This window comes from Streptomyces sp. NBC_01723 (genome assembly GCF_036246005.1).
Taxonomy (GTDB): Bacteria; Actinomycetota; Actinomycetes; order Streptomycetales; family Streptomycetaceae; genus Streptomyces.
The window spans coordinates 1,935,779-1,959,359 of the sequence record NZ_CP109171.1 but is presented as its reverse complement, the minus strand read 5'-3'; the positions used below and the strand labels follow the sequence as shown (position 1 = coordinate 1,959,359).

At 73.5% G+C, this 23,581-nt stretch carries 23 protein-coding genes; 15 read left to right on the top strand and 8 right to left on the bottom strand.

Annotation, left to right across the window (positions count from 1 at the left end; all coding sequences use genetic code 11):
- Positions 1–172 precede the first annotated feature (172 nt).
- Entirely contained in the window at positions 173–520 is a 348-nt protein-coding gene (locus OIE75_RS09335; protein ID WP_329470312.1) for a hypothetical protein, read from the top strand.
- On the opposite strand, the gene OIE75_RS09330 is transcribed toward OIE75_RS09335, so the two are convergent.
- Positions 441–1,295, bottom strand: coding sequence for a DUF4184 family protein (locus tag OIE75_RS09330; protein ID WP_329470311.1), 855 nt, complete (start codon positions 1,293–1,295; stop codon positions 441–443). The genes OIE75_RS09335 and OIE75_RS09330 overlap by 80 nt on opposite strands.
- A 270-nt stretch (positions 1,296–1,565) precedes the next feature.
- Between OIE75_RS09330 and OIE75_RS09325 the strand changes: the two genes are divergently transcribed.
- The gene (locus OIE75_RS09325; RefSeq protein ID WP_329470310.1) at positions 1,566–3,359 is read left to right on the top strand and encodes a lytic transglycosylase domain-containing protein; all 1,794 of its coding nucleotides are present in this window, start codon (positions 1,566–1,568) and stop codon (positions 3,357–3,359) included.
- Positions 3,360–3,437: 78 nt separating this feature from the next.
- Here the strand turns inward: OIE75_RS09325 and hrpB are convergent, their stop codons facing one another.
- Both hrpB and OIE75_RS09315 read right to left on the bottom strand, forming a co-directional pair.
- A complete protein-coding gene (gene hrpB / locus OIE75_RS09320; protein ID WP_329470308.1) occupies positions 3,438–5,984 on the bottom strand; it encodes an ATP-dependent helicase HrpB in 2,547 nt (848 codons plus the stop codon).
- Between the two features lie 67 nt (positions 5,985–6,051).
- A complete protein-coding gene (locus OIE75_RS09315; RefSeq protein ID WP_329470307.1) occupies positions 6,052–7,023 on the bottom strand; it encodes a class I SAM-dependent methyltransferase in 972 nt (323 codons plus the stop codon).
- A gap of 226 nt (positions 7,024–7,249) precedes the next feature.
- Between OIE75_RS09315 and rpsA the strand changes: the two genes are divergently transcribed.
- From rpsA to OIE75_RS09295, 4 genes are all read left to right on the top strand, one after another.
- Positions 7,250–8,761: a 30S ribosomal protein S1 gene (rpsA, locus tag OIE75_RS09310; protein WP_104635556.1), complete on the top strand. Its 1,512-nt coding sequence runs from the start codon at positions 7,250–7,252 to the stop codon at positions 8,759–8,761.
- Positions 8,762–8,944: 183 nt separating this feature from the next.
- Positions 8,945–9,883 (top strand): PAC2 family protein, encoded by a 939-nt coding sequence (locus tag OIE75_RS09305; protein WP_307011278.1) that lies wholly within the window; start codon positions 8,945–8,947, stop codon positions 9,881–9,883.
- Positions 9,884–9,940: 57 nt separating this feature from the next.
- The gene (gene coaE / locus OIE75_RS09300) at positions 9,941–10,561 is read left to right on the top strand and encodes a dephospho-CoA kinase (protein WP_307011276.1); all 621 of its coding nucleotides are present in this window, start codon (positions 9,941–9,943) and stop codon (positions 10,559–10,561) included.
- Between the two features lie 49 nt (positions 10,562–10,610).
- A complete protein-coding gene (locus OIE75_RS09295) occupies positions 10,611–10,991 on the top strand; it encodes a tetratricopeptide repeat protein (RefSeq protein WP_307011274.1) in 381 nt (126 codons plus the stop codon).
- 3 nt (positions 10,992–10,994) lie between these two features.
- Here the strand turns inward: OIE75_RS09295 and OIE75_RS09290 are convergent, their stop codons facing one another.
- Positions 10,995–11,252 carry a DUF6343 family protein gene (locus OIE75_RS09290; protein WP_307011272.1) on the bottom strand — a complete coding sequence of 86 codons (258 nt, stop codon included), beginning with the start codon at positions 11,250–11,252 and terminating at the stop codon, positions 10,995–10,997.
- Positions 11,253–11,424: 172 nt separating this feature from the next.
- On the opposite strand from OIE75_RS09290, the gene OIE75_RS09285 reads away from it, so the two are divergent.
- The gene (locus tag OIE75_RS09285; RefSeq protein WP_307011271.1) at positions 11,425–12,111 is read left to right on the top strand and encodes a class I SAM-dependent methyltransferase; all 687 of its coding nucleotides are present in this window, start codon (positions 11,425–11,427) and stop codon (positions 12,109–12,111) included.
- A gap of 136 nt (positions 12,112–12,247) precedes the next feature.
- The gene (locus OIE75_RS09280; protein ID WP_329470304.1) at positions 12,248–12,667 is read left to right on the top strand and encodes a DoxX family protein; all 420 of its coding nucleotides are present in this window, start codon (positions 12,248–12,250) and stop codon (positions 12,665–12,667) included.
- Between the two features lie 41 nt (positions 12,668–12,708).
- Here OIE75_RS09280 and OIE75_RS09275 read toward each other — a convergent pair whose 3' ends face one another.
- On the bottom strand, positions 12,709–13,248 hold the full coding sequence (locus OIE75_RS09275; RefSeq protein WP_307011267.1) for an RNA-binding S4 domain-containing protein: 540 nt from the start codon (positions 13,246–13,248) through the stop codon (positions 12,709–12,711).
- 73 nt (positions 13,249–13,321) lie between these two features.
- Between OIE75_RS09275 and OIE75_RS09270 the strand changes: the two genes are divergently transcribed.
- Positions 13,322–14,035 (top strand): uracil-DNA glycosylase, encoded by a 714-nt coding sequence (locus OIE75_RS09270; protein WP_329470303.1) that lies wholly within the window; start codon positions 13,322–13,324, stop codon positions 14,033–14,035.
- Positions 14,036–14,076: 41 nt separating this feature from the next.
- Positions 14,077–15,042, top strand: coding sequence for a prolyl aminopeptidase (pip, locus tag OIE75_RS09265; protein ID WP_329470302.1), 966 nt, complete (start codon positions 14,077–14,079; stop codon positions 15,040–15,042).
- Between the two features lie 61 nt (positions 15,043–15,103).
- On the opposite strand, the gene OIE75_RS09260 is transcribed toward pip, so the two are convergent.
- Together OIE75_RS09260 and OIE75_RS09255 are read right to left on the bottom strand one after the other, a co-directional pair.
- A complete protein-coding gene (locus tag OIE75_RS09260) occupies positions 15,104–15,574 on the bottom strand; it encodes a GNAT family N-acetyltransferase (RefSeq protein ID WP_329470301.1) in 471 nt (156 codons plus the stop codon).
- A complete protein-coding gene (locus tag OIE75_RS09255) occupies positions 15,571–15,984 on the bottom strand; it encodes a RidA family protein (RefSeq protein WP_307011260.1) in 414 nt (137 codons plus the stop codon). Before OIE75_RS09255 ends, OIE75_RS09260 begins: the two co-directional genes overlap by 4 nt.
- 151 nt (positions 15,985–16,135) lie before the next feature.
- Here OIE75_RS09255 and OIE75_RS09250 point away from each other — a divergent pair, with 151 nt between their 5' ends.
- The 5 genes from OIE75_RS09250 (at position 16,136) to OIE75_RS09230 (ending at position 21,483) form a co-directional block, all read left to right on the top strand.
- Positions 16,136–16,915, top strand: coding sequence for a nucleotidyltransferase domain-containing protein (locus tag OIE75_RS09250; RefSeq protein ID WP_329470299.1), 780 nt, complete (start codon positions 16,136–16,138; stop codon positions 16,913–16,915).
- A 148-nt stretch (positions 16,916–17,063) separates the two neighbouring features.
- Positions 17,064–18,920, top strand: a complete 1,857-nt coding sequence (locus OIE75_RS09245) for an FUSC family protein (RefSeq protein WP_307011257.1) — start codon at positions 17,064–17,066, stop codon at positions 18,918–18,920.
- Between the two features lie 53 nt (positions 18,921–18,973).
- Entirely contained in the window at positions 18,974–20,338 is a 1,365-nt protein-coding gene (locus tag OIE75_RS09240) for an amidohydrolase (protein WP_329470297.1), read from the top strand.
- Positions 20,339–20,450: 112 nt separating this feature from the next.
- On the top strand, positions 20,451–21,140 hold the full coding sequence (locus tag OIE75_RS09235; protein WP_329470295.1) for a DUF899 domain-containing protein: 690 nt from the start codon (positions 20,451–20,453) through the stop codon (positions 21,138–21,140).
- Positions 21,141–21,297: 157 nt separating this feature from the next.
- Positions 21,298–21,483 (top strand): hypothetical protein, encoded by a 186-nt coding sequence (locus OIE75_RS09230; protein WP_307011254.1) that lies wholly within the window; start codon positions 21,298–21,300, stop codon positions 21,481–21,483.
- Positions 21,484–21,492: 9 nt separating this feature from the next.
- Here OIE75_RS09230 and OIE75_RS09225 read toward each other — a convergent pair whose 3' ends face one another.
- Positions 21,493–23,358, bottom strand: coding sequence for an ABC transporter ATP-binding protein (locus OIE75_RS09225; RefSeq protein ID WP_307017828.1), 1,866 nt, complete (start codon positions 23,356–23,358; stop codon positions 21,493–21,495).
- Positions 23,359–23,581: the final 223 nt, after the last annotated feature.

The following is a 23,581-nucleotide window of genomic DNA, read 5'->3' as shown; positions in this document are numbered from 1 at the left end:
GGTGCCGACGCGGCACCCCGCGACGCCCCCAGCCCCCGGAGGGCTCGTCACTCTGGTGGCCCCCGCGGATGCGCCGCCCGCGCTCGTCTCCCGTGAGGATGCGGGCATGGGTATACGCATGCTCCACCACCGGACGACACCGGCACGGGCAAGCACAGACGGACCCGCCCGCGTGCCACTGCTACCGGTCCCGGCCCTCGCGCCAGGCGCGAGTACCGGCCGCATCCCCGCCACCCTCACCACGGCCCTGCGCCGCACGGCGACCGGCCTCCGCCGCAGAGTCGCCCGCCGGGACCCGGCGACCGTCGTCCCACGCGAGACACCGGCCTGGCGGCTGTGGGCCGACCTGGCGTGCGGCTACCTGTCGCTGGCCCTCTCCCGGGTGCCGCGGCCCCGCCCCGCACGCACCTTCACCGTGTTCGTCGCGACCGCCGACACACTCAGCGGGCGACCCGGCGGTCCGGCTCCTTACCGGCACCGGCACGGCTGGTGGGAGCCGGGACCGGACGCCACACCCTGACCGCCACGGCGTACAGCAGCAGCGCCGGGACCAGCCCCGCGCCCGCCCCGAAGCACACCGTCGGGATCAGCTCCCAGGGCTTCGCCATGTGACCCCAGTAGTCCCACCACCGAGTCGCCCGCCGCACCGCCCCGGCCACCGCGCAGCCGCCGAGGAGCGCCGCGGCCCACCACCGGTCCCGGGCCGAGAGGACCGGAACCGCCGGCGTCCCGCTCCGGGGCGTCCGGCGCAGCGCCCGCGTCAGGAACACGACGACGACGACCGCGGCCACCGCGGAACCGCCGTACTGCAGGTACCAGTAGAGCGGCGAGCCCGCGATCTCCCGGCCCAGCACCGGGAACACCCGCATCCCCCAGCGGTCGAGGTGCGTGAACGCGTCCCACACCACGTGCGTGAGCGCCCCCAGCACCGCCGACACGTACCACCACGCCACCAGTGAGGGCAGCACACGCGCGCGTGGCGCCCCGCAGCGCGACAGAGCCGCGACGCGTCCCTGGTGACCGCTCGGCAGCAGGGCCACCAGCGGTTCGCGGACCAGCAGCCACAACCCCACCAGCGCCCAGGCCACCGCCACATCCACCGTGAAGACACCGGGAAACGAGTGCGTGACGTCCCCGAACTCCATCGCCTCGGGCAGGAAACTCGCCGCGTAATAGGTCATGTCGGGCGCGAACGACCCCGCCACCAGCGCGGCCGGCACCAGCCGTCCACGGCCCGTCCCGTCACCCCGCACTCCTGGCAGCACGGCGGCGGCATGACTGAGAGTGAAGGGCAACGGAACTCCTCTTATGGCCAACCGGTGAATATCGGGCGCGAACGGGTGCCCGTGCAAAGCAAGTTGCCGTAGGGTCGCCTGCGGCACCGTGCCGGTCGAACAGACGGACACCGCGCTCGGAAGGTTGCGGTGCAACCGTCGGCGCGGACCGATCGTCACAACAGGGCGGAAACAACGGGCGACGGCACGGCAGCCGACACGGCAGCCGGACACCGCGGCCGGACACGGACGGAGAGGGACGCGCGGGCGTCCACGGGAGGGGTTCACTCTATGGCGGCGCATTTCGACCGGAGGCTCCGTAAGGCGGCGGTCACCACCACCGTGGCGGCGGTCGTGGTCGCGGCCCTGTCCGCGTCCCAGGCCCCGGACGTGACGGCCGACGCCAACGGCAGACAGACCACCGCGGACAACGCGCCGACGTCCGACACACCCTCCCAGGAGAGCGCGACCGGCAACTCGCCGTACTACACGGACCTGCCGCCGCTCAACAGCCCGAGTCCCGCACCCACCATCGGCACCCCCGATTCCCGGGCGGCCGCCGAGGCCGGCATACCCGCCACCGTCCTGGACGCCTACAAGAAGGCCGAGGCGGCGGTGCGCCAGGCCAAGCCCGGCTGCAACCTGCCGTGGCAACTCCTCGCGGCCATCGGCAAGGTGGAGTCCGGCCAGGCCCGCGGCGGCCGCGTCGACGCCCAGGGCACCACCATCGGCAAGATCATCGGACCCCAGCTCGACGGCAACGGCTTCGCGCTCATCAAGGACACCGACGACGGCGTCTACGACGGCAACAGCAGCTACGACAACGCCGTCGGCCCCATGCAGTTCATCCCCTCCACCTGGTCGTGGGCGGGCCGGGACGGCAACGGCGACGGCAAGGACGACCCCAACAACGTCTACGACGCCGCGCTCGCCGCCGGTCACTACCTCTGCCGCTTCACCTGGGACCTCTCCGACGAGGCCGACCTCAAGAGCGCGATCCTCAGCTACAACAACTCGCAGGACTACCTGCACACGGTCCTGTCCTGGCTGGAGCACTACCGCAAGGGCACCCACGAGATCCCCGACGGCACCGGCAGCCTCCCGGTGGGTCGCAGCGACGACCCGATCGGCGCCGGCACCGGTCCCTCACCCGGCGCGACGAGCCCGACGACGCGACCCGGCGCCTCCGGCTCCACGTCGCCCGGCGGCGACAAGCCGAACCGCCCGGCCGAGCCCGGCGAGCCGTCGAACCCCGGCACCGGCTCACCGACCCCCAAGCCGCCGACCGAACCGGAGCCGCCCACCGGCACCCGGCCCCCCACGCCCACCGACACGGTGCACCACCTGGAGAACGCGGGCGCCACCGGGCTCACCGCGATCGCGGGCGACACCTTCGCCAAGAAGCTCAGCGCCCGCGCCGAGACCAAGGCCGGAAAGGCCGTCGGCAAGGTACGTGTCCGCTTCACCGTGCTGGGCGACACGGACGCCGCCTTCACCGGCGGCGACAAGGTGGCCGCGGTCACCACCAACGCCTCCGGCGTGGCCGTCGCGCCCGCGCTGGTGGCGGGCGAGAAGACCGGCGCCTTCACCGTCCGCGCCACCGTCATCGGCCGCACCGTGGGCCTCGACTACAAGGCGACGGTCACCGAACGCGTCGCCGACGCCCTCGCCCGCGTCGGCGACACCGAGCTGACCTGCGCGCCGGGCGGCGAGTTCGCGGACCAGGTCGAGGTGAAGGCCACGCACAAGGGCGCCGCCGCGGACAAGGTCGCCGTCACCGCCACGCTCATCAAGTCGGTGCTCGACCCGACCGAAGCCGACAAGGGCCCCTACTTCAAGGACGCCGACGGCAGGACCGTCCGCACCCTGACCGGCCTCAAGACCGACGCCAAGGGCATGCTGAAGCTGCCGAAGCTGTACGCCGACGACGCCGGCGGCACGTACCTGCTCCGCGTCACCACGGCGGGCGGCGCCGCGCTCAACGTCCAGCTGAAGGTCGCCGAGGCGGCCGAGCCGACGCCCGACCCGTCCACGGAGCCGTCGACCGAGCCGTCCACGAGCCCCTCCACCGAGCCCAAGGCATAAGCGCGATCCCGACCGGACGACCGAGGGCGCCCTCCACCACGGCGGAGGGCGCCCTCGGTCGTCTCCACAGGCACCGCGTCACTTCGCGAGCCGGGCCTTCGTGTACCGGGTCGGCTCCGCCGAGGCGGGATCCTCGGGCCACGGATGCTTCGGGTATCTGCCGCGCAGCTCCGCGCGTACGCCCTTGTAGCCGTCCCGCCAGAAAGAGGCCAGGTCGGCCGTCACCGCGGCGGGGCGTCCGGCGGGGGAGAGGAGATGGACGAGCAGGGGTACCCCGGCGATCCGGGGCGACCGCTGCAACCCGAACATCTCCTGCAACTTCACCGCGAGGACCGGCTGTTCCGGGTCGCCGTAGTCGATCCGGATCCTGGACCCACTGGGGACCGTGATGCGCTCGGGCGCGAGTTCGTCGAGCCGCACCGCCTCCCCGGACGCCCAGGGCAGCAGCCGCGCCAGCGCCTCCACGGCGTCGATCCGGCCCAGGTCGGCCCGCCGTCGGGCCCGGCCCAGCTCGGGCTCCAACCACTCGTCCACGCGCGCGTGGAGGGCGTCGTCGGAGACGTCCGGCCACGGCTCACCGAGATGCCGCCGCAGAAACGCGAGCCGCGCGCGCAGCGCGTCCGCGTCGGCCGTACGGCGCAACAGCCCCAGACCTTCCTGCCGCAGCCCTTCGAGCAGCGCGTCCCGAACGAGACCGGGGTCGGCGCCGGTGAGCGGCCGGACCGCGAGTTCCACGGCGCCGAGCCGCTCCACCCGCCGGGCCACGACGTCGCCGTCGCGCCAGTGGACCTCGTCCCGCTCCGTCAGCAGCGCCCCCGCCGCGAGCCGCGCCGTCTCCTCGTCGACGGCCGCACCGAGCTGCACGCGCGCGTGGCCCCGGCCCACCGGCCGGTCGGCCACGGCGACGGCGATCCACGGCGCACCGCGCAGCGCCGACCCCGCGGACAGCTCGGCCCGGGTGCCGGAGACCATCAGATAGGTACCGCCGTCCTTCTTCGCCACGCGCTCGGGAAAGGCCAGGGCGGCCACCAACCCGGCGAGAGCGTCCTCGGCGAGCGGCAGCCCCCGCCGGCCGTCCCCCGGCTCCACAGCGCCCCGCAGCCGCCGCACCTCCGCCCGCCACCGCGCCGCGTATCCGTCACCTCCACGCCGGGCGGCCCGCAGCACGGACACCAGTTCGTCGCCGTACTCCCGCGGCGCCTCCTCGCTGAGCAGCCCGACCACTTCGGCGACCACCTCAGGACCACCGCCGCCTCCACCGGAGCGACCCGTCCCCGCGTCCCCCGTCGCCGAACCGGCCGCGTCGAGCAGCGCCCGACCCAGGCGGGGATGGACGCCGAGACGGGAGAGCCGGATGCCCCGGGGCGTGGCACGACCTGTGGGGTCGACCGCCCCGACCGCCGTCAGGACCGACCGCGCCGCCGCCATCGCACCGGCCGGCGGCGGGTCCAGGAGCGCCAGTCCGGACGCGTCCGGATCCCCCCAGCAGGCCGCCTGCAGGGCGAACGCGGTCAGATCGGCCACCTTGATCTCCGGCGCCGGGAACCGCGGCAGCCGGGCGTCCTCCGCCTCCGCCCAGCAGCGGTACACCGCGCCGGGGGCCTCCCGCCCGGCCCGCCCCGCCCGCTGCCGCGCCGCCGCCCGCGAGGCCCGTACCGTCGTCAGGGCGCTCAGCCCGCGCGCGTGGTCGACGCGCGGCTCCCGCGCCAGTCCGGCGTCCACGACCGCCCGCACGCCCGGAACCGTCAGCGACGACTCCGCCACCGAGGTCGCCAGCACCACCCGGCGCCGCGCCCCGGGCACCAGCACCGCGTCCTGCACGGCCGCGGGCGCCCGCCCGTGCACCTGGAGCACGTCGACGTCCCCGAGGCCCCCCAACTGCCCGGCGACACGCGCGATCTCCCCGACGCCGGGCAGGAAGCAGAGCACGTCCCCGTCCCGCTCGGCCAGCGCCCGCCGCACCACCGACGCGACGTGCGCGAGCAGCGCCGGATCCACCCGCGTCCCGTGCGGAGGCCGCACCGGACGCGCCGGCGGCGACCAGACCACCTCCACGGGATGCGACACGCCTTCCGCCTCGACGACCGGCGCCCCGCCCAGCAGCCGGGCCCAGCCCTCCGCGTCCGTCGTCGCCGACGCGGCCACCAGGCGCAGCTCCGGGCGGAGCGCCTGGCGCACGTCCCACAGGAACGCCGCCGCCGTGTCCGCGTCCAGGTGCCGCTCGTGGCACTCGTCGAGCACCACCACGTCGACGCCGGTCAGTTCCTGGTCCCGCTGGAGCCGCTGCAGGAGCACGCCGGTCGTGACGACCTCCACGCGCGTGTGCCGCCCGACCACCCGCTCACCGCGCACGGTGTACCCGACACGCGCGCCGGGCTTCTCACCCAGCAGCCACGCCATCCGCCGGGCCGCCGCCCGCGCCGCGATCCGCCGGGGCTCGGCCACGACCACGCGCCGTGCGGGTCCCTCGCCCAGCAGCCCGGCCAACGCGAGCGGCACCAGCGTCGTCTTGCCGGTGCCGGGCGGCGCGACCAGCACCGCGGTGCCGTGCCCCTCCAGGGCGTCGTGCAGCGCGGACAGCGCACCGCGCACGGGCAGCGCGTCCAGGGCGTCGTAACGGATCACGCCCCCAGTGTCGTACGCCCGCGAAACCGGCCTCCACGCGCGCGTGCGCGCGCACGGCCCGTACGGCTCAGTCGCGCTCGCACACGAAGATCGCCGTCCCCGGGATCAGGTGCCCGCGCAGCGGGGACCACCCGCCCCATTCGGAGGTGTTCCAGTCCGGCCACTCCGGTTCCACGAGGTCCACCAGCCGGAACCCGGACGCCACCACGTCCCGCACCCGGTCACCGAGCGTCCGGTGGTGCTCGACGTACACCGCGCGGCCGTCGTCGTCCTGCTCGACGTAGGGCGTGCGGTCGAAGTACGACGCGGACACCGACAGTCCCTCGGGGCCCGGCTCGTCCGGCAGCGCCCAGCGCAGCGGATGCGTGACGGAGAAGACGAAACGGCCCCCCGGGCGCAGCACCCGGCGCACCTCCCGCAGCACCAGCCGCGGATCGGCGACGAACGGCAGCGCCCCGTACGCCGAGCACGCCAGGTCGAACGAGCCGTCCGCGAAGGGCAGCACGGCGGCGTCGGCGCAGACCAGGGGGAAGTCGCCGCCGATGCGCAGGGCGTGCTGGAGCTGGCGATGGGAGAGGTCGAGGGCCACCGGACGGGCACCCTGGGCGGTCAGCCAGCGCGAGCACTGCGCGGCGCCGGCGCCGATCTCCAGGACCGTCCTTCCCTTCAGGTCCTCCGGCGGGCCGAGCAGCTCGGCCTCCACCTCGTCCAGCCCCTCGGGACACCACACGAAGCGGTCGTCGCCGAGGAAGGTGCCGTGCTCGGTCTGGTACTCGTCCGCGTTCCGGTCCCACCAGCCGCGGTTGGCGCGCGAACTCTCCGTGACACCGGCGGCACGCCGGGTGGCCTCGGGTTCTGCCGCCGCGGTCTCGGACGTTACGGGCTCTTGGATGACCGGCTCCCTCGTACTAGTCTGCGGGCTCTTCCGTGCCGCCGGCCCCGGGTAACGCAAGGGACGCTCAGGGGTCCACGTGGCCTCGGGGGACAGCTTTTGTGCCGGGTATGCGGTGATCTGCCCCGGGTGTGCGGCTTCGCGCATTGACCCTGCCCGGCTGCCCCCGTATGCTACAAGTTGCGCTGCGGGCCTGCGCGCCTCAGACGTAGTAGGCCGCGCTCGCATCTGTTGTATGTCCCCTCGGTTCTCGAGGCGCCACCAGTGGTTTTCGGTGACGCTTCCTTGGCTGTCCGGCTTCTGCAGAGCGAAACGGGCTCCCGGCGTAAGCAGTACCTACGACTTCAATGTCCGTACCGGAGCCCTTTCCCACATGACGAGCAGCACCGAGACCACCGCCACCACCCCGCAGGTAGCGGTCAACGACATCGGTAACGAGGAAGCCTTCCTCGCCGCGATCGACGAGACGATCAAGTACTTCAACGACGGCGACATCGTCGACGGCGTCATCGTGAAGGTCGACCGGGACGAGGTCCTGCTCGACATCGGTTACAAGACCGAAGGTGTCATCCCGAGCCGCGAGCTCTCGATCAAGCACGACGTCGACCCCAACGAGGTCGTCGCCGTCGGTGACGAGATCGAGGCCCTTGTTCTCCAGAAGGAGGACAAGGAAGGCCGCCTGATCCTCTCGAAGAAGCGCGCCCAGTACGAGCGTGCCTGGGGCACCATCGAGAAGATCAAGGAAGAAGACGGCATCGTCACCGGTACCGTCATCGAGGTCGTCAAGGGTGGTCTCATCCTCGACATCGGCCTCCGCGGCTTCCTCCCGGCCTCCCTGGTCGAGATGCGCCGCGTCCGCGACCTCCAGCCCTACGTGGGCAAGGAGCTCGAGGCGAAGATCATCGAGCTGGACAAGAACCGCAACAACGTGGTCCTGTCCCGCCGTGCCTGGCTGGAGCAGACCCAGTCCGAGGTCCGCCAGACGTTCCTCACCACCCTCCAGAAGGGTCAGGTCCGTTCCGGCGTCGTCTCCTCGATCGTCAACTTCGGTGCCTTCGTGGACCTGGGTGGCGTCGACGGTCTGGTCCACGTCTCCGAGCTGTCCTGGAAGCACATCGACCACCCCTCCGAGGTTGTCGAGGTCGGCCAGGAGGTCACCGTCGAGGTTCTCGACGTCGACATGGACCGCGAGCGTGTCTCCCTGTCGCTGAAGGCGACCCAGGAAGACCCGTGGCAGCAGTTCGCCCGCACCCACCAGATCGGCCAGGTCGTGCCCGGCAAGGTCACGAAGCTGGTGCCGTTCGGTGCGTTCGTCCGCGTGGACGAGGGCATCGAGGGTCTGGTCCACATCTCCGAGCTGGCCGAGCGCCACGTGGAGATCCCGGAGCAGGTCGTCCAGGTCAACGACGAGATCTTCGTCAAGGTCATCGACATCGACCTCGAGCGCCGTCGCATCAGCCTCTCGCTGAAGCAGGCCAACGAGGCCTTCGGTGCCGACCCGTCGACGGTCGAGTTCGACCCGACCCTGTACGGCATGGCCGCGTCCTACGACGACCAGGGCAACTACATCTACCCCGAGGGCTTCGACCCCGAGACCAACGACTGGCTCGAGGGCTACGAGACCCAGCGCGAGGCGTGGGAGACGCAGTACGCCGAGGCGCAGCAGCGCTTCGAGCAGCACCAGGCCCAGGTCATCAAGTCCCGCGAGGCGGACGAGAAGGCCGCGGCCGAGGGTGTCGACACCGCGGGTGCGGCTCCGGCCGCGTCCGGTGGCGGTGGCGGCGGCGGCTCGTACTCCTCCGAGGGTGGCGACAACTCCGGCGCCCTGGCGTCGGACGAGGCGCTGGCCGCGCTGCGCGAGAAGCTGGCCGGCGGCCAGAGCTGATCGCAGGCCACTGAGGCCAAGCCGTAGACCAAGGGGCCGTACCTTTCGAGGTGCGGCCCTTTGGCGTTGCCCCGGACAGCGCCCCTCCACGCGGCCGCCAAGATCACAGTCCTCGCCCTTCCGGGAATGCCCGTCACCGTCCCTGCGTTGTCACATACGAACACGAGGAGGGGAGCGGTCACTGTGCTTGATCCGCAGGATTTGTACGCATGGGAGCCGAAGGGCCTGGCCGTCGTCGACATGGCGCTCGCGCAGGAGTCGGCCGGACTGGTCATGCTGTACCACTTCGACGGCTACATCGACGCCGGGGAGACCGGTGACCAGATCGTCGAGCGAGTGCTCGACACGCTGCCCCACCAGGTCGTCGCCCGCTTCGACCACGACCGGCTCGTCGACTACCGGGCGCGGCGTCCGCTGCTGACCTTCAAGCGGGACAGCTGGACGGAGTACGAGGACCCCGCCATCGAGGTGCGGCTCGTCCAGGACGCCACCGGGGCGCCGTTCCTGCTGCTGTCCGGCCCCGAGCCGGACGTCGAGTGGGAGCGTTTCGCCGCGGCCGTGGCGCAGATCGTTGAGCGCCTGGGCGTCCGCCTGGCGGTGAGCTTCCACGGCATCCCCATGGGTGTCCCGCACACCCGCCCCGTCGGCGTCACCCCGCACGGCACCCGCACCGACCTCGTGCCGGGCCATCGCAGCCCCTTCGAGGAGGCGCAGGTCCCCGGCAGCGCCGAGGCGCTCGTCGAGTACCGGCTCACTCAGGCCGGCCACGACGTCCTGGGCGTCGCCGCGCACGTCCCGCACTACATCGCCCGCTCCCCGTACCCGGACGCGGCGCTGACCGTCCTGGAGGCGATCACCGCGGCGACCGGTCTGGTCCTGCCCGGCATCGCGCACGCCCTGCGCACGGACGCCCACCGCACCCAGACGGAGATCGACCGGCAGATCCAGGAGGGCGACGAGGAGCTGACCGCCCTCGTCCAGGGCCTGGAGCACCAGTACGACGCGGCCGCGGGCGCCGAGACCCGCGGCAACATGCTCGCCGAGCCCGTCGAGATCCCCTCGGCGGACGAGATCGGCCGCGAGTTCGAACAGTTCCTGGCGGACCGGGAGGGCGACAACTGAGGCCGCCCGACCGGCCCGCGGGCCGGCCCGTCACCGGCAGGCCCTAAGCTTCCGCTCATGCTGAAGGTGGGCCTGACCGGCGGGATCGGTGCCGGCAAGAGCGAGGTGTCGCGGCTGCTCGTCGAGCACGGCGCCGTACTGATCGACGCGGACCGGATCGCGCGCGAGGTCGTCGCGCCCGGGACCCCGGGACTCGCGGCGGTCGTGGCGGCCTTCGGCGAGGACGTGCTCGCCGGGGACGGCAGCCTGGACCGGCCGAAGCTCGGTTCGATCGTCTTCGCCGACCCGGAGCGCCTCGCCGCGCTGAACGCGATCGTGCACCCCCTGGTGGGCGACCGCTCCCGCGCCCTCGAAGAGGCGGCCGACGACGACGCCGTCGTCGTCCACGACGTCCCCCTGCTCACCGAGAACGGCCTGGCACCGCTGTACGACGTGGTGGTCGTCGTGGACGCCGACCCGGCCACCCAGCTCGACCGCCTGGTCCGGCTGCGCGGCATGACCGAACCGGACGCGCGGGCCCGCATGGCCGCCCAGGCGACGCGTGAGCAGCGCCGGGAGATCGCGGACGTGGTCATCGACAACGACGTGCCCCTGGACGAGCTGCGACGCCGCGTCGCGGAGGTGTGGACCGAGCTGGCGCACCGGGCACACGCCCGGCGCCGGACGGCACAGGAATAGCGTGCCCCGCGCGGGCGTTGATCCCTTCCAGTGAGGGAAGGACTCTGCCGTGCCCGAGATCAGCGGTTCCACCGGACGTACCCCGGAGACGGACGTCATCGACTTCCGTGCCGCCGAGCGGTTGCTCGCGGCGCGTGACCCGCGGGGCGCGGTCAAGCTGCTCGACGCGGTCATCGGAGCCCACCCCGAGAACACCGCCGCGCGGCTGCTGCGTGCCCGCGCCTTCTTCGCAGCGGCGCAACTGCGACCGGCCGAGCTGGAGTTCACCATCGTCCTGGAGCGCGAGCCGGACAACGCGTTCGCGCACTTCGCGCTGGCCCGCACCTACGAGCGCCGAGGCTGCCCCGACCAGGCCCGGCGGCACTTCAGGCTGGCGGCGGCCCTGGATCCGAACCCGGAGTACCTCCAGCAGGCGCGTTTCGACTCCTGACGGTCAGCTCCTCGGCGGCGGATACGGCGGGACGTCCCGGCCCGGCTGGTAGTGCGGGCCCTGGCGCAGATGCCGCAGGACCACCGTGAGGTCGATCGTAGCGACCAGCCAGAGCACCCCGCAGGCGACGGCCCAGCCGATTCGGCCGGTGAGCGCGAAGGCCGCCGTTCCGAAGATCGCCCAGACCAGCCCCCACAGGCTCAGCCAGAACCGCGCCCGCAGTGCACTGCGCGCGGTGGCCGGTTCACTGCCTGTACGCATCGGATCACCACTCCTGTAAGCAACGTACTCCGGCGGGCCACGAGGGGGAAACGGGCCGCGTCGGCGGTCCCACCGCACCACCGGACCGCGTGCGTTCACTCGGTCGGGTGAACCGGCGGTGCGTGGGAACGGGTGTGCGGTGGCGGGCCGTTGGACGGGCATGGAACTGGGAATGCGAGAGGGACACCAGGGGACGGGGCCCGGGGCCATCACCCCGGACGGCTGTGCCGTCGAGCTGTATTCGCGGCTGCCCGCGGGACCCGAGCCGGACATCGTCGCCGCCGCCGTGCCCGAGGGTGCGCACATCCTGGAGCTGGGCAGCGGGGTGGGCCGCATGACCCATCCGCTGCTGGAGCGCGGGTTCTCCGTCACCGCGGTCGACGAGTCAGCCGAGATGCTGGAGCACGTGCGCGGCGCACGGACCATATGCGTCCCGATCGAGCACCTCGACCTGGACGAGCGCTTCGACGTGGTGATGATGGCGTCGTTCCTCGTCCACACCGGGGACGTCGAGGTGCGGCGGGGGCTGCTGAGCACCTGTGCGCGGCACGTCGCGCGCGACGGTTGCGTACTGATCCAGCGGGAGGGCGCGGACTACCACACGAACCTGCCGCGCGAGCGGGTCGACCCGAGCGGCTTCACCGTGCGGATCCTGTCGGCGGACCCGGTCGCGGAGGGGGTCAACTCGGTACGCGCGGAGTACGAGTTCCCGGACGCGGTCTGGACCCAGACCTTCCTGGCCCGGCCGCTGACGAAGGAACAGTTCGAGCAGGCACTGGCGGAGGCGGGACTCCGGGTGGACCGGTACCTGACCGACGACGGGACGTGGGTGAGGGCGATTCCGATGCCACAGGCGTGAGGCAACAGGCGTGAGGCAACAGGAGTGGTGCCACAGGATTGCTCCCGCAAGAGCAGGCATCCGGCGATGAGTTCCGGTCCGGCGGGCGGTCTACCCACCCGACAGCAGCACGGATCACCCAGCTCAGGAGACCGCCATGGCCGAGACCGCCGCTTCCACCGCCCCCACGGCTCGCACCGCCCGGATCACCCTGCGCGTGGTGCAGGTGCTCGTCGCGCTGTTCTTCGCCGTGGCGAGCGCCTCGCCCAAGCTCGTCGGGCACTCCTCGGCGGCCGACAGCTTCGCCACGATGGGCTGGGGCGACGCCGGCATGTACGCGATCGGAGTCCTGGAGCTGGCCGGGGCGGTCGCCCTGCTGATCCCGCTGCTCCAGTCGGTGGCGGCGACGGCGCTCGGCGGGCTGATGGTCGGCGCGTTCGTCGTCCAGCTGACCTACTTCGACGGTGAGAACGCGGTGACCCCGCTCATCCTGCTGGTGCCGCTTCTGGTCATCGCGCGGGCCCGCCGCGAGCACAACCGCGAGCTGCTCCGGCTGGTCCGGGCCCGGCGCGGCTGAGCGAGCGGTCCGAGGACGGGATCAGGGCCTGGTCACGGTGATTAGGGCCTGGTCTCGGCGTCCTTACGGGCGCGGGCCAGACTCTCCAGCCCGCGCAGGCGGTCCATCTCACGGCGGTCCCGCTTGGTCGGCCGCCCGGCGCCGCGGTCACGGATCCCGGCCGGGGCGACGGCCTCGCGGGGCGGGGGCGGCGGGGAGTTGTCGACGTAGCACTGGGCGGCGACCGGGGCACCGACGCGCTTGCGGATGAGCCGCTTCACGATGACGACGCGTTCCCGGCCCTCCTGCCGCAAGCGCACCTCGTCGCCCACGCGCAGTGAGTACGCGGGCTTCACCCGGTCACCGTTCACCCGGACATGGCCGCCCCGGCAGGCGGTGGCGCCGAGAGAGCGGGTCTTGATCAGGCGAACGGCCCAGATCCAGCTGTCCACGCGGACGCTCTCGCCGCTCTGCGGCCCGGCCGCCTCGGCGGCGGCGATCGCGGCGGCGGTCTTCGGGTCCTGTTCCGGGGCCCCAGGGGCGTCCTGCGGGACGGCCGCCCCGTCCGCCGGGACCTTGCCCTCGTCATGCTCGGAAGCCATGCTCCGACCTTAGCCGCCCGGCCCGGCGGGAGGGACCGCAATTTCCGCCCGGGGATCGTTCTACGGTGGACGTATGGACACCGGCGGACTCTCCACGCTCGACCAGCGGATCGCGGACTGCCGGGCCTGCCCGCGGCTGGTCGACTGGCGGGAGGAGGTGGCCCGTACGAAGCGGGCGGCCTTCGCCGACTGGACGTACTGGGGCCGTCCGGTGCCGGGCTTCGGACCGCCCGACGCGAGCCTGCTGATCGTCGGACTCGCCCCCGCGGCCCACGGCGGCAACCGCACCGGCCGGATGTTCACCGGGGACCGCTCCGGGGACGTGCTGTACCAGGCCCTGTACGACGTGGGCCTCGCCTCGCAGCCCACCGCGGTCTCCGCCGACGACGGCCTGGAACTGCTCGGCGTGCGCGTCACCTCGCCGGTGCACTGCGCCCCGCCCGCCAACAAGCCCACCCCCGCCGAACGCGACACCTGCCGTCCCTGGCTCGTCCGGGAGCTGGACCTGCTGCGGCCGACGCTGCGTGCAGTGGTCGTACTCGGCGCCTTCGGATGGCAGGCGGCGCTGCCCGCGTTCGCCGGCGCGGGCTGGACCGTACCCCGTCCCCGTCCGCCCTTCGCACACGGCGGCCGGGTCACGCTGGACGCGCCCGACGGGCCCGGCCTGCACCTCTTCGGCTGCTTCCACGTCAGCCAGCGCAACACCTTCACCGGCCGGCTCACTCCCGAGATGCTCCGCGACGTGCTGCGCGCGGCGGCGGACGAGGCGGGCCTGCCCACCCGGTAAAGCGGATGAGCGCCCCGGCCCGGCGGCGCTACGGTGCTCCGATGGGCCTGTATCCGGAGATCGAACCGTACGACCACGGCATGCTCGACGTCGGCGACGGCAACAGCGTCCACTGGGAGACCTGCGGCAACCCGCACGGCAAGCCCGCGCTGGTGCTGCACGGCGGGCCGGGCAGCGGCGCCCGCCCGGGGCACCGGCGGTACTTCGACCCCGCCGCCTACCGGATCGTCCTCCTCGACCAGCGCGGCGCCGGACGGTCACTGCCCGGCGCGAGCGCACACGACACCGACATGAGCGTCAACACCACCGCCCACGTCATGGCGGACCTGGAACGGCTCCGTGCCCACCTGGGCATCGAGCGGTGGCTGGTGTGGGGCGTGTCGTGGGGATCGGCCCTGGGCCTGCGGTACGCGCAGACGCACCCCGGTGTGGTGTCCGAGCTGGTGCTGACCGGCGTCGCGACCGGCTCCAACGCCGAAGTGGCCCTCCTCACCCGGGGGCTGGGCAAGATCTTCCCCGAGGCCTTCGAGCGGTTCCTCGCCGCGCTGCCCCCGGACCAGCGCGACGGCGATCCGGCCGCCGCCTACAACCGGATGCTGGAGTCGCCGGACGCCGCGGTCCGGGAGCGGGCAGCCCGCGCCTGGACCGACTGGGAGACGGCGACCATGCCGGCGCCGCCACGCTCGGTCGCCCGGTTCGAGGACCCGGAGTTCCGCCTGGGCTTCGCCCGCACCGTCACGCACTACTGGGGCAACGACCACTTCCTCGGCGAGGGCAACGACGAGGGCGTGGTCCTCAGGGACGCGCACCTGCTGAAGGGCATCCCCGGCACCCTGGTCCAGGGCAGCCTCGACTTCGGCAACCTCCTGGGCATCGTATGGAGGCTCCACCACGCGTGGCCGGACAGCGAGCTGGTGGTAGTGGACGAGGCCGGACACGACGCAGGAGCCGTCGGGGACGAGGCACTCGTGGCGGCGACGGACACATACGCCCGGCGCGAAGCCTGAGCGGCGTACGGACGCGGGTGCGGCGGCCGGGCGTGCCCGATGCCCTGCCCACGGGCGCCGCCTACGGACGCCACACGTACCGCACGTCCGGCTCCCGCTCCTCGTTCCGGGCGCCGTCCGTCCGCTCCACCGCGGTGAACCCGTGCCGTTCGTAGAAGCGGTGCGCGGGCGCGTTGACCTGGAACGTCCACAGCTCGAGCCCGGCCGGCCTGCGCTCCTTGGCCAGGGCGACGAACCGGTCGCCGAGCCCGCGACCGCGCCGTTCGGGGGCGAGATACAGCTGCGACAGCTCCTCGCCCTCCAGCACCATCACCCCTGCCACCGCACCACCGGTCTCCTCGGCCACCCACGTCTCGTGGTGCTCCACCACCACGTGCCGGAAATACGCCCGGACCTCGTCGTCGGTCCGGGGCCGGACCACGGTCGGCAGCGCGGCGGCGAAGGAGCGCAGCCACACGTCGGCGGCGGCACGCGCGTCGGCGGCCGACGCGCGCCGCAGGACGACCGCCCCGGCTCCCGTGTCCGGGCTCACGGACGGGCCTCACCGGGCACGACCGCCGTTGCCGTGATCTCCACCAGCTGTCCCGTGTAGCCGAGGCAGCTCACCCCGAGGAGCGTCGAGGAATGCGGGCCGGTGCTGAGCCCCGACGCCTCGACGACGTCCCAGACGGCGGACAGTTCGGCGGGCTCGGTACCCACGACGTACACATCGGTCGACAGCACGTACCGCAGGTCGCTGCCGACGGCACGCAACTGCTCGGTGAGGTTCGCGACGACCTGCTCGGCCTGACGGACCGCGTCGCCCTCGCCGACCAGCTTCCCGTCCGCGTCGAGCGGAACGGCCCCGGCGAGAAAGGCGAGCCTCGTGCCGGCCTCGACGACGGAGGCGTGGGAGTAGGTGGGCGGCGGGAAGAGACCTGACACGGTGACGCGCTGAATCACGTTGGCTCCTGGAAGCTGGGCGGACAACCTCCCGATCGTCCGCCTCCCGGCCCACGTCGCGCACCCGGTTTTCCCTCGCGGCCCGCGCCCGGGCCCGCCTAGGCTTCCGGTGTCCGTTCCGTCGCCTCGTCACCGCCAGGAGCCCACCGCAGTGCCCTCCCTCACGGATCCCACGGACGAGGCCTTCCTCGACACCACCGCCGACCGGCTCGCCGCCCTGCCCGCCGTCCGGGCGGTCACCCTCGGCGGCTCCCGGGCACAGGGCACGCACAGACCCGACAGCGACTGGGACATGGCGGTCTACTACCGGGGCGACTTCGACCCCGACGACCTCCGCGCCCTCGGCTGGGCCGGTGAGGTCTCGGAGATCGGCGCCTGGGGCGGCGGCGTCTTCAACGGCGGCGCCTGGCTGACGATCGACGGCCGCCGCGTCGACGTGCACTACCGCGACCTCGACGCGGTCGAGCACCAGGTGACGGAGGCGGAAGCGGGCCGCTTCGGCGTCGAGCCGCTGATGTTCCACCTGGCGGGCATCCCGACGTACCTGGTGGTCGCCGAACTGGCGGTCAACCGGACGCTGCGCGGCCAACTGCCCCGCCCCGGCTACCCCGACGCCCTGCGCGCCACCGCCCCCGACCACTGGCACGGCGCGGCCACGGCCACCCTCGCCTACGCGAGAACCGGCCACGCCCCCAGGGGTGCCCTCACCCAGGTCGCCGGCGCCATCGCCCTCGCCACCACCCAGACGGCACACGCGGTCCTGGCGGGACGGGGGGAATGGGTCACCAACGAGAAGGGCATCGTCGAGCGCGCCGGTCTGGGCGGGATCGACGAACTGGTCGCCGGACTGACCTCGGAGCCGCACTCCCTGACCCGCTCGGTGGAGCACACCGAGACGTTCCTGCGCGTCGCCCTGGAGGGCGCGGCGTAGGCGCCGAGGCCCCGTCATCCTCCGGAAACACGGCCGTTTCCGCCCCCGCGCCATTCCGTCGTACGCTTGACAGCGCACCACCCAGCCCGGCCACCGTCGCCCGAAGGCTCGTCATCGCCCTCGACCGGACGACAGGAGGCCGCGCCCCTTGTTCCGTACCGCCGCCCGTGTGCTCCCGCCGTGGCTCGCCCATGCTCTGAACGCCCAACGCGGTCCCGTGCCCTGGAACGCGGTCACGCGCGGTGCGCTGGCCGGCGGGCCGCTGCTGATCACCGCGCTGGTCGCCGGGCGGCCCTCCCTCGGGGTCGTCGCCGCGATCGCCGCCATGCTGGCCGGCATCAACGACCGGCCGGGCAGTCGCCGCGCGTCCGTGCGGCGGATCGGCGTACCCGCGCTCGCGGGCGCGGCCGGGCTGCTTGTCGGGACGTACGCCGGACAGCAGCTGGGCGCCGTTCCGCTGACCCTGGTGCTGACCGGGCTGGGGCTGGTCGCGGGTGGCGTCAGTGCCGTCGGGCCCGTGGCGTCCCAGACCGGGACGCAGCTGCTGGTCGGCAGTGCGGTGGGCGCCGGGATGCTGTTGCCCGACCCCGGCTGGCAGAGCGTGCTGGCCTTCCTCGCCGGCGCCGGATGGCTGATCCTGCTGCGGCTGGTCCTGCCCACGCCCGGCTCCCTGACCGGCGGCTTCCGCTTCGACGGGGAGCGCGCGGCCGTCGCCGACGTGTACGACGCCGTCGCCGCGCTGCTGGACGCCGTCGGCACCGAGCACGCCGTGGCCCGCCGGGCCGCGCTCACCGCCGCCCTCGACCACGCCCAGGACGCGCTCGCCGGACCCCGGCTGCGTCGCCGTGCCTCCACCGCGGCCGAACGCCGACTGCACGCCCAGTACGCGGCCGCGCTGCCCCTCGGAGAAGCCGCGACCGCGCTCGCGTGGGCCGAGCGGCCCGTGCCCGCCCGTGCCTCGGAAGGGCCCCGTCGGCTCGCGGCCGCCGTACGCGGCAACGCCCACGCGGGACCACTGCCCGCGCCCCACCGCACCGACCCCGCCCTGCGCGCCCTGGACGACGCCCTCCTGCACGCTGCGGTCGCTTTCGACCTGGGCAGGGGCCAGGACCTGCACACTCGCAGGCGGTCGGCCGCCGCCCTCGCCCGCGACGTCTTCGGGGCGGGAGGGCGTGAGTACGGGCTGCGGGCCGGGCTGTGCTTCGGAGCCGCCGCCGCCGTCGCCCAGGCGCTGCACCACGGCCACTGGTACGGCGCCCACCAGCACTGGTACTGGCTGCCCGCCACCGCCGTCTTCCTCGTCAAGCCCGATCTCGGTCCGCTCGTGTCGCGGGTCCTGTGCCGGGCGGCCGGGACCGTGCTCGGGGCCTTGCTGTTCGCCGGGTTCGCGGCCGTACTGCCCCGGCCCGAGGGGCTGGTCGCGCTCGTCGCCGTGTGCGGTGCCCTGGTGCCGGTCGCCGCACGGCACTTCGCCGCCCAGACCACCGTCGTCACCGTCCTCGTCCTCGCCCTGGTCATGGTGGGCGGCGAACCCCAGGCATCCGCCGGCCGCATCGGGGAGACGCTGCTGGCCTGCGCGATCGTGCTGGTCGTCGGGCATCTGCCGATGCCGGGACAGCGGGGCGGCGGCGTACGGGCCCGGATCGGGGCCGCCGACGCCGCAGCGCAGGCCTACCTCGCACACGTACTGAGCGGGTCCGGCGACCGCGCTACCCGGTGGACGCTCCGCCGCGAGGCCTACCGCACGCTCGCCGAGGCACGTGCCGCCATCGACCGCGCCGCCGCCGAACTGCCCGCCCTCGCCCGCCACTCCGAGGGCACGGACGAGGTCGCCGCGGTCCTCGAGCGGCTCGTCGACACCACCACCGCCTGCGCCGTCCACCTCGACGACACCGGCCGGCTCACGCCCCGTCACACCGCCCGGCTCGCCGAGCTGGGGGACGAACTGGCCCAGCGGCGCGGACGCGTGGGCGGCGACCGCCCCGAACTGCCGCTCGCGGGGTGAGCGCCCCCGGCGGACCGGAGCCGTGGCGGCGCCCGCCCCCGTAGGTTGGCGTGATGACGCCTTCTTCGCACGGGAAGCCCGCGGATCTCGTCATCACCGGCTGCACCGTCCTCGTCCACGACGACCGGGAGCGGATCGGTTTCGAGGAGGACGCCGCGATCGTCGTACGGGACGGAGCCGTCGACTCCGTGACGACCGCCGCCGCCGTCGCCGGCCTGGCCGCCGCCGACCGCATCGACGCCCGTGGCCAGGTCGCCCTCCCCGGGCTGGTCAACTGCCACACGCACGCGCCGATGGTCGCCCTGCGGGGCCTCGCCGAGGACCTGCCCACCGAGGAGTGGTTCAACGACGTCGTCTGGCCCGTCGAGTCCAACCTCACCGAACGGGACGTGACCCTGGGCGCCCGGCTGGCCTGCGCCGAGATGATCCGCGCGGGGGTGACCACCTTCGCGGACAGCTACTTCGCCATGGACGCCGTGGCCGCCGTCGTCGCCGCGTGCGGGATGCGGGCGCAGCTGGGCCAGGCGTACTTCTCCTCGCAGGGCCCCGAGGGGCGGGAGGCGTCACTGGAGTTCGCGTTGCGGCACCGGGGCGCCGCAGGCGGCCGCATCACCACCGCCCTCGCCCCGCACGCCCCCTACACGGTGACCGACGCCGACCTCGCCGCCACCGCCGCGCTCGCCCGCGACCACGGACTGCCCGTGCACCTCCACGCCGCCGAGAACCGGGACCAGACCGACACCAGCCTCGCCCGGCACGGGGCCACCCCGATCCGGGTCCTGGAGCGCACGGGCATCCTCGGCACCGACGTGCTCATCGCGCACGGCACCGGCATCACCGGGGACGATCTGCCGCTCCTCGCCCGCGCGGAGGGCCGTACGGCCGTGGCGACCGCACCTCGCGGCTACCTCAAGTTCGCCTGGCCCGACACCACCCCGGTGCGCGCCCTGCGCGACATCGGGATCCCCGTCGGCCTCGCCACGGACGGCGCCGCCTCCAACAACTCCCTCGACGTGTGGGAGTCGATGGCGCTCACCTCCCTGATCCAGAAGTCCACCGAGGGCGATCCGCGCTGGCTGACCTCCCGTCAGGCCCTCCACCACGCCACCCTGCAGAGCGCCGACGCGGTCGGGCTCGCCGGCACCGTCGGCCGCATCGCGCCGGGCCTGCGGGCCGACCTGATCCTCGTCGACCTCACGGAACCGCACACGCAGCCGGTGCACGACCTCGCCGCCACCCTGGTGCACAGCGCCCGCTCCGCCGACGTGCGCACGACGATCGTCGACGGCCGCGTCCTCATGCGGGACCGCGTGCTGCTCACCCTCGACGTGCCCGCCGTGGTGCGGGAGTTGGAGGAGCGGCTGCCCGCCCTCACCGACCGCGGCCACGGGCGGCGTGTCCAGGAGTACGACACCTGAACCGCATCCGCGCGGCGGCCCGGAAAGGAAAGTTCTCCGAGCCGCGATGAGTTCTTCTCCCAACGGCAGTCACCACCTTTCGACGTTCCGTCGCAATGGAGGAGCTGGAGCCATGTCGCTGCCCGAGATCGTGACCCGCGCGGACTGGCGCGCGGCGCGCGCGGCCTTACTGGCCAAGGAGAAGGCGGCCACCCGCGCGCGTGACGCCCTCAACGCCGAACGGCGCGGGTTGCCCATGGTGGAGGTCGACAAGGAGTACGTGTTCGAGGGCGGCGACGGCAAGGCCACCCTCCTCGACCTCTTCGGGGGCCGCGACCAGCTCGTCGTCTACCACTTCATGTTCGCGCCCGAGTGGGACGCGGGCTGCCGCAGTTGCTCCGCGTTCCTGGACCAGATCGGCCACCTCGCGCACCTGAGGGCCCGCGGTACGTCCTTCGCCGCCGTCTCCCGGGCGCCGTACCCGAAGATCCTTCCGTTCAAGGCGCGGATGGGCTGGACGCTGCCCTGGTTCTCGTCGTACGTCAGCGACTTCAACGCCGACTTCGAGGTCACCCTCGAACACGAGGGCGAGCTGGTCGAGCGGCCGGGCCTCAGCTGCTTCCTGCGCGACCGCGAGCGCGTCTTCCACACCTACTCGACGTACGAGCGCGGCCTCGACGGGGTCGGCTCCACCACCAGCCTGCTCGACCTGACCGCGCTCGGCCGGCAGGAGCCGTGGGAGAAACCGGAGGGGCGCGCGACGGCTCTCGGCGCGCCCGCGGGCAGCGAGGGAGTCCGCTACCACGACGAGTACGAGGACTGAGACGCTCCGTAGCGGAAACGGCCGAACGGTCGCGTCACGGCTCACACTTTGCGGTGAACGAGTGTCAACTATGTCTCAGTACCATCACCGCGCGAGGCTTTCGCTCCATGGTTGGCGTTTAACTCTCTACGAGTACAGCGCTACATGGAGGTGCGGAGTGAACGGGCGAACAGTGCTCGAACGCTTTCCCGCAGGTGGACCGCGAGGATCCTGGCCGGCGGAGGAGTTCGCACAGGCACGGCGGCTGGAGGGCCAGCCCGCCGAAGTGGTCATGGACCTCGCCACGGACATGTTCCTGGTCGTGGTGCGCGGCGCCGTCGCCGCGGGTGACGCGGCGGCCTGACGACCCGGGTCAGCCCGCCTCCGGGGCCGGTACCGGCGCCTTCGTGAACTGTTCCGCCTGGAGCGAGTACAGCTCCGCGTAGACCCCGCCGGTGGCCAGCAGCTCGTCCGGGGTCCCGGACTCCACCAGCCTGCCCTGGTCGAGGACGTGCACCAGGTCCGCGTGGCGCACGGAGGCGAGCCGGTGGGTGATCAGGACGACGGTCTGCCCGCTGCCGGCCAGGGCGCGGATCTTCTCGAAGACCTCCACCTCGGCTCGGGCGTCCAGGGCCGCCGTCGGTTCGTCGACGATGAGGATGCGGCCCTGCCGGTACGCCGCCCGCGCGATCCCCACCCGCTGCCACTGGCCGCCGGACAGCTCGTGCCCCCCGCTGAAATTGCGGGCCAGCAGGGTGTCCAGGCCGCGCGGCAGATCCGCGACGACGTCCTCGGCGCCGGCCTCGGCGACCGCGTCGGCCACCCGCTCGTCGCCCAGCGGCACCGAGGAGCGGCCCACGGCGACGTTCACCCGCGCGGTGAACGGCCAGCGCTTGAAGTCCTGGGCCACCATCGCGACCCGTTCGGCGAGCGCGTGCCGGTCCGCCGTCGCCGCGTCGACACCGTCCCAGGTGACGCGGCCCCGGTCCGGTGTGTAGAGGCCCGCGAGCAGCTTGACCAGCGTGGTTTTGCCCGAGCCGTTCTCGCCGACGAGGGCCACGATCCGGCCCAGCGGCAGGGAGAGCGTCACGTCGTCGAGCGCCGGGCGGGTCGCGTCGCCCGGATAACTGAACGTGACGCCCTCGAAGCGGATCTCCTTGGGGTCCTCGGGGAGCGCGGCGCCGCCCAGCGGGATGGCCCGCTCGGCCGCCTCCACGTGCAGCCGGTCCAGGTCGCCGACGAAGAGTGCCTCCTCGTGGAGCGCGTTGACCTCGACGACCAGGGTGCCGAGGCTCTGCGAGCCGGTGCGGATGGCGATCACCGCGGTGCCCGCCACGGACAGGGCCATCGCGCCGCCCAGCAGCAGCCCGCCGAGGGTCGCGTACGTCGCCGCCGTCGCCACCCCCGTCCAGGCCGACGCGATCAGCCCCGTACGGGCCGCCAGCCGGGCCAGCCTGGCCTGCTCCGCCTCCGCGGTCTCCGACATCGCGCGGAAGTGCCGCAGCAGGAAGGGGCCCACCGAGTGCACCCGGATCTCGGGGGCCGCGGCCGGTTCGATCAGCAGACTGCCCAGCAGCCGTCCCGCCCGCTCGTGCTGCACCCAGGCGTGGAAGGACTCGTACCGGCGACGGGCCAGGGTCAGCGCGCTCCAGGCGCTCGGCAGCGTCATCGTCACCAGCAGCGGCAGCAGCGCCGGGTGCAGCACGGTCAGGACGCCGGCCGCCGCGATCAGCGAGATCATCGCGTTCACCACGCGGGCGCCGTACGAGATCATGCGCCGCGCGGAGGCCGCGCCGTACTGGGCGGTGTCCAGGAGCTTGTGGAAGGCGTGGTCCTCGATCGCGGACAGCTCCACGGCCGCCGCCCGCTCCAGGTACCGCTCGGTGGCCACCCGCTCGACCTTCGGCTCCAGCCGCCCGGTCGCGTACGTCGACGTCGCCCGCAGCAGCGCCGCGACCAGCATCACCCCGGCCACCGTGACCAGTGCGGGGACGGTCCCGCGCAGGCGCTCCTCGATCGGACCGGCGGCCATCAGCCCGGCCAGCGCGCTGTTGACGGCGAGGAGACTGACCGCCTGCGCCAGGCCCCGGCCCACCTCGGCCGCGAGTACCGTCCGCGCCGCCCGCGGGTCGGCCTGCCGGGCGAGCCGGAGGCTGGACGCCAGCAGGGACGGCAACCGGGTCAGCATCGCGCGGAAGCCCAGCTCGAGGAACGCGTCGGCGTGCTGGTTCCAGCCCATGTCGTAGCGCAGGGGGCCGCCGAAGAGCAGCCGCTCCGACTCCGACACCCCGGCAGGTTCCGTGCTGCCCTTCCTGCGCACCGTCGGCCTCCCCCGATCGTGGACGGACGGCCACTATCGCGGGGCGGGACGCCAGGGGGCAGGGCGCGGGAGGGGGAGGGCGGAGCGCGCGGGCGCACGCCGGACCCGGCGGAGCCGGAAGGGGGCGCGCGGGGCGAAGCGG

Coding starts and splice junctions, on each gene's coding strand:
- OIE75_RS09325 (WP_329470310.1), top strand. CDS start 1,566: ATGGCGGCGCATTTCGACCGGAGGCTCCGTAAGGCGGCGGTCACCACC.
- OIE75_RS09315 (WP_329470307.1), bottom strand. CDS start 7,023: ATGCGCGAAGCCGCACACCCGGGGCAGATCACCGCATACCCGGCACAA.
- rpsA (WP_104635556.1), top strand. CDS start 7,250: ATGACGAGCAGCACCGAGACCACCGCCACCACCCCGCAGGTAGCGGTC.
- coaE (WP_307011276.1), top strand. CDS start 9,941: ATGCTGAAGGTGGGCCTGACCGGCGGGATCGGTGCCGGCAAGAGCGAG.
- OIE75_RS09290 (WP_307011272.1), bottom strand. CDS start 11,252: ATGCGTACAGGCAGTGAACCGGCCACCGCGCGCAGTGCACTGCGGGCG.
- OIE75_RS09285 (WP_307011271.1), top strand. CDS start 11,425: ATGCGAGAGGGACACCAGGGGACGGGGCCCGGGGCCATCACCCCGGAC.
- OIE75_RS09280 (WP_329470304.1), top strand. CDS start 12,248: ATGGCCGAGACCGCCGCTTCCACCGCCCCCACGGCTCGCACCGCCCGG.
- OIE75_RS09275 (WP_307011267.1), bottom strand. CDS start 13,248: ATGGCTTCCGAGCATGACGAGGGCAAGGTCCCGGCGGACGGGGCGGCC.
- OIE75_RS09270 (WP_329470303.1), top strand. CDS start 13,322: ATGGACACCGGCGGACTCTCCACGCTCGACCAGCGGATCGCGGACTGC.
- pip (WP_329470302.1), top strand. CDS start 14,077: ATGGGCCTGTATCCGGAGATCGAACCGTACGACCACGGCATGCTCGAC.
- OIE75_RS09240 (WP_329470297.1), top strand. CDS start 18,974: ATGACGCCTTCTTCGCACGGGAAGCCCGCGGATCTCGTCATCACCGGC.
- OIE75_RS09235 (WP_329470295.1), top strand. CDS start 20,451: ATGTCGCTGCCCGAGATCGTGACCCGCGCGGACTGGCGCGCGGCGCGC.
- OIE75_RS09225 (WP_307017828.1), bottom strand. CDS start 23,358: ATGGGCTGGAACCAGCACGCCGACGCGTTCCTCGAGCTGGGCTTCCGC.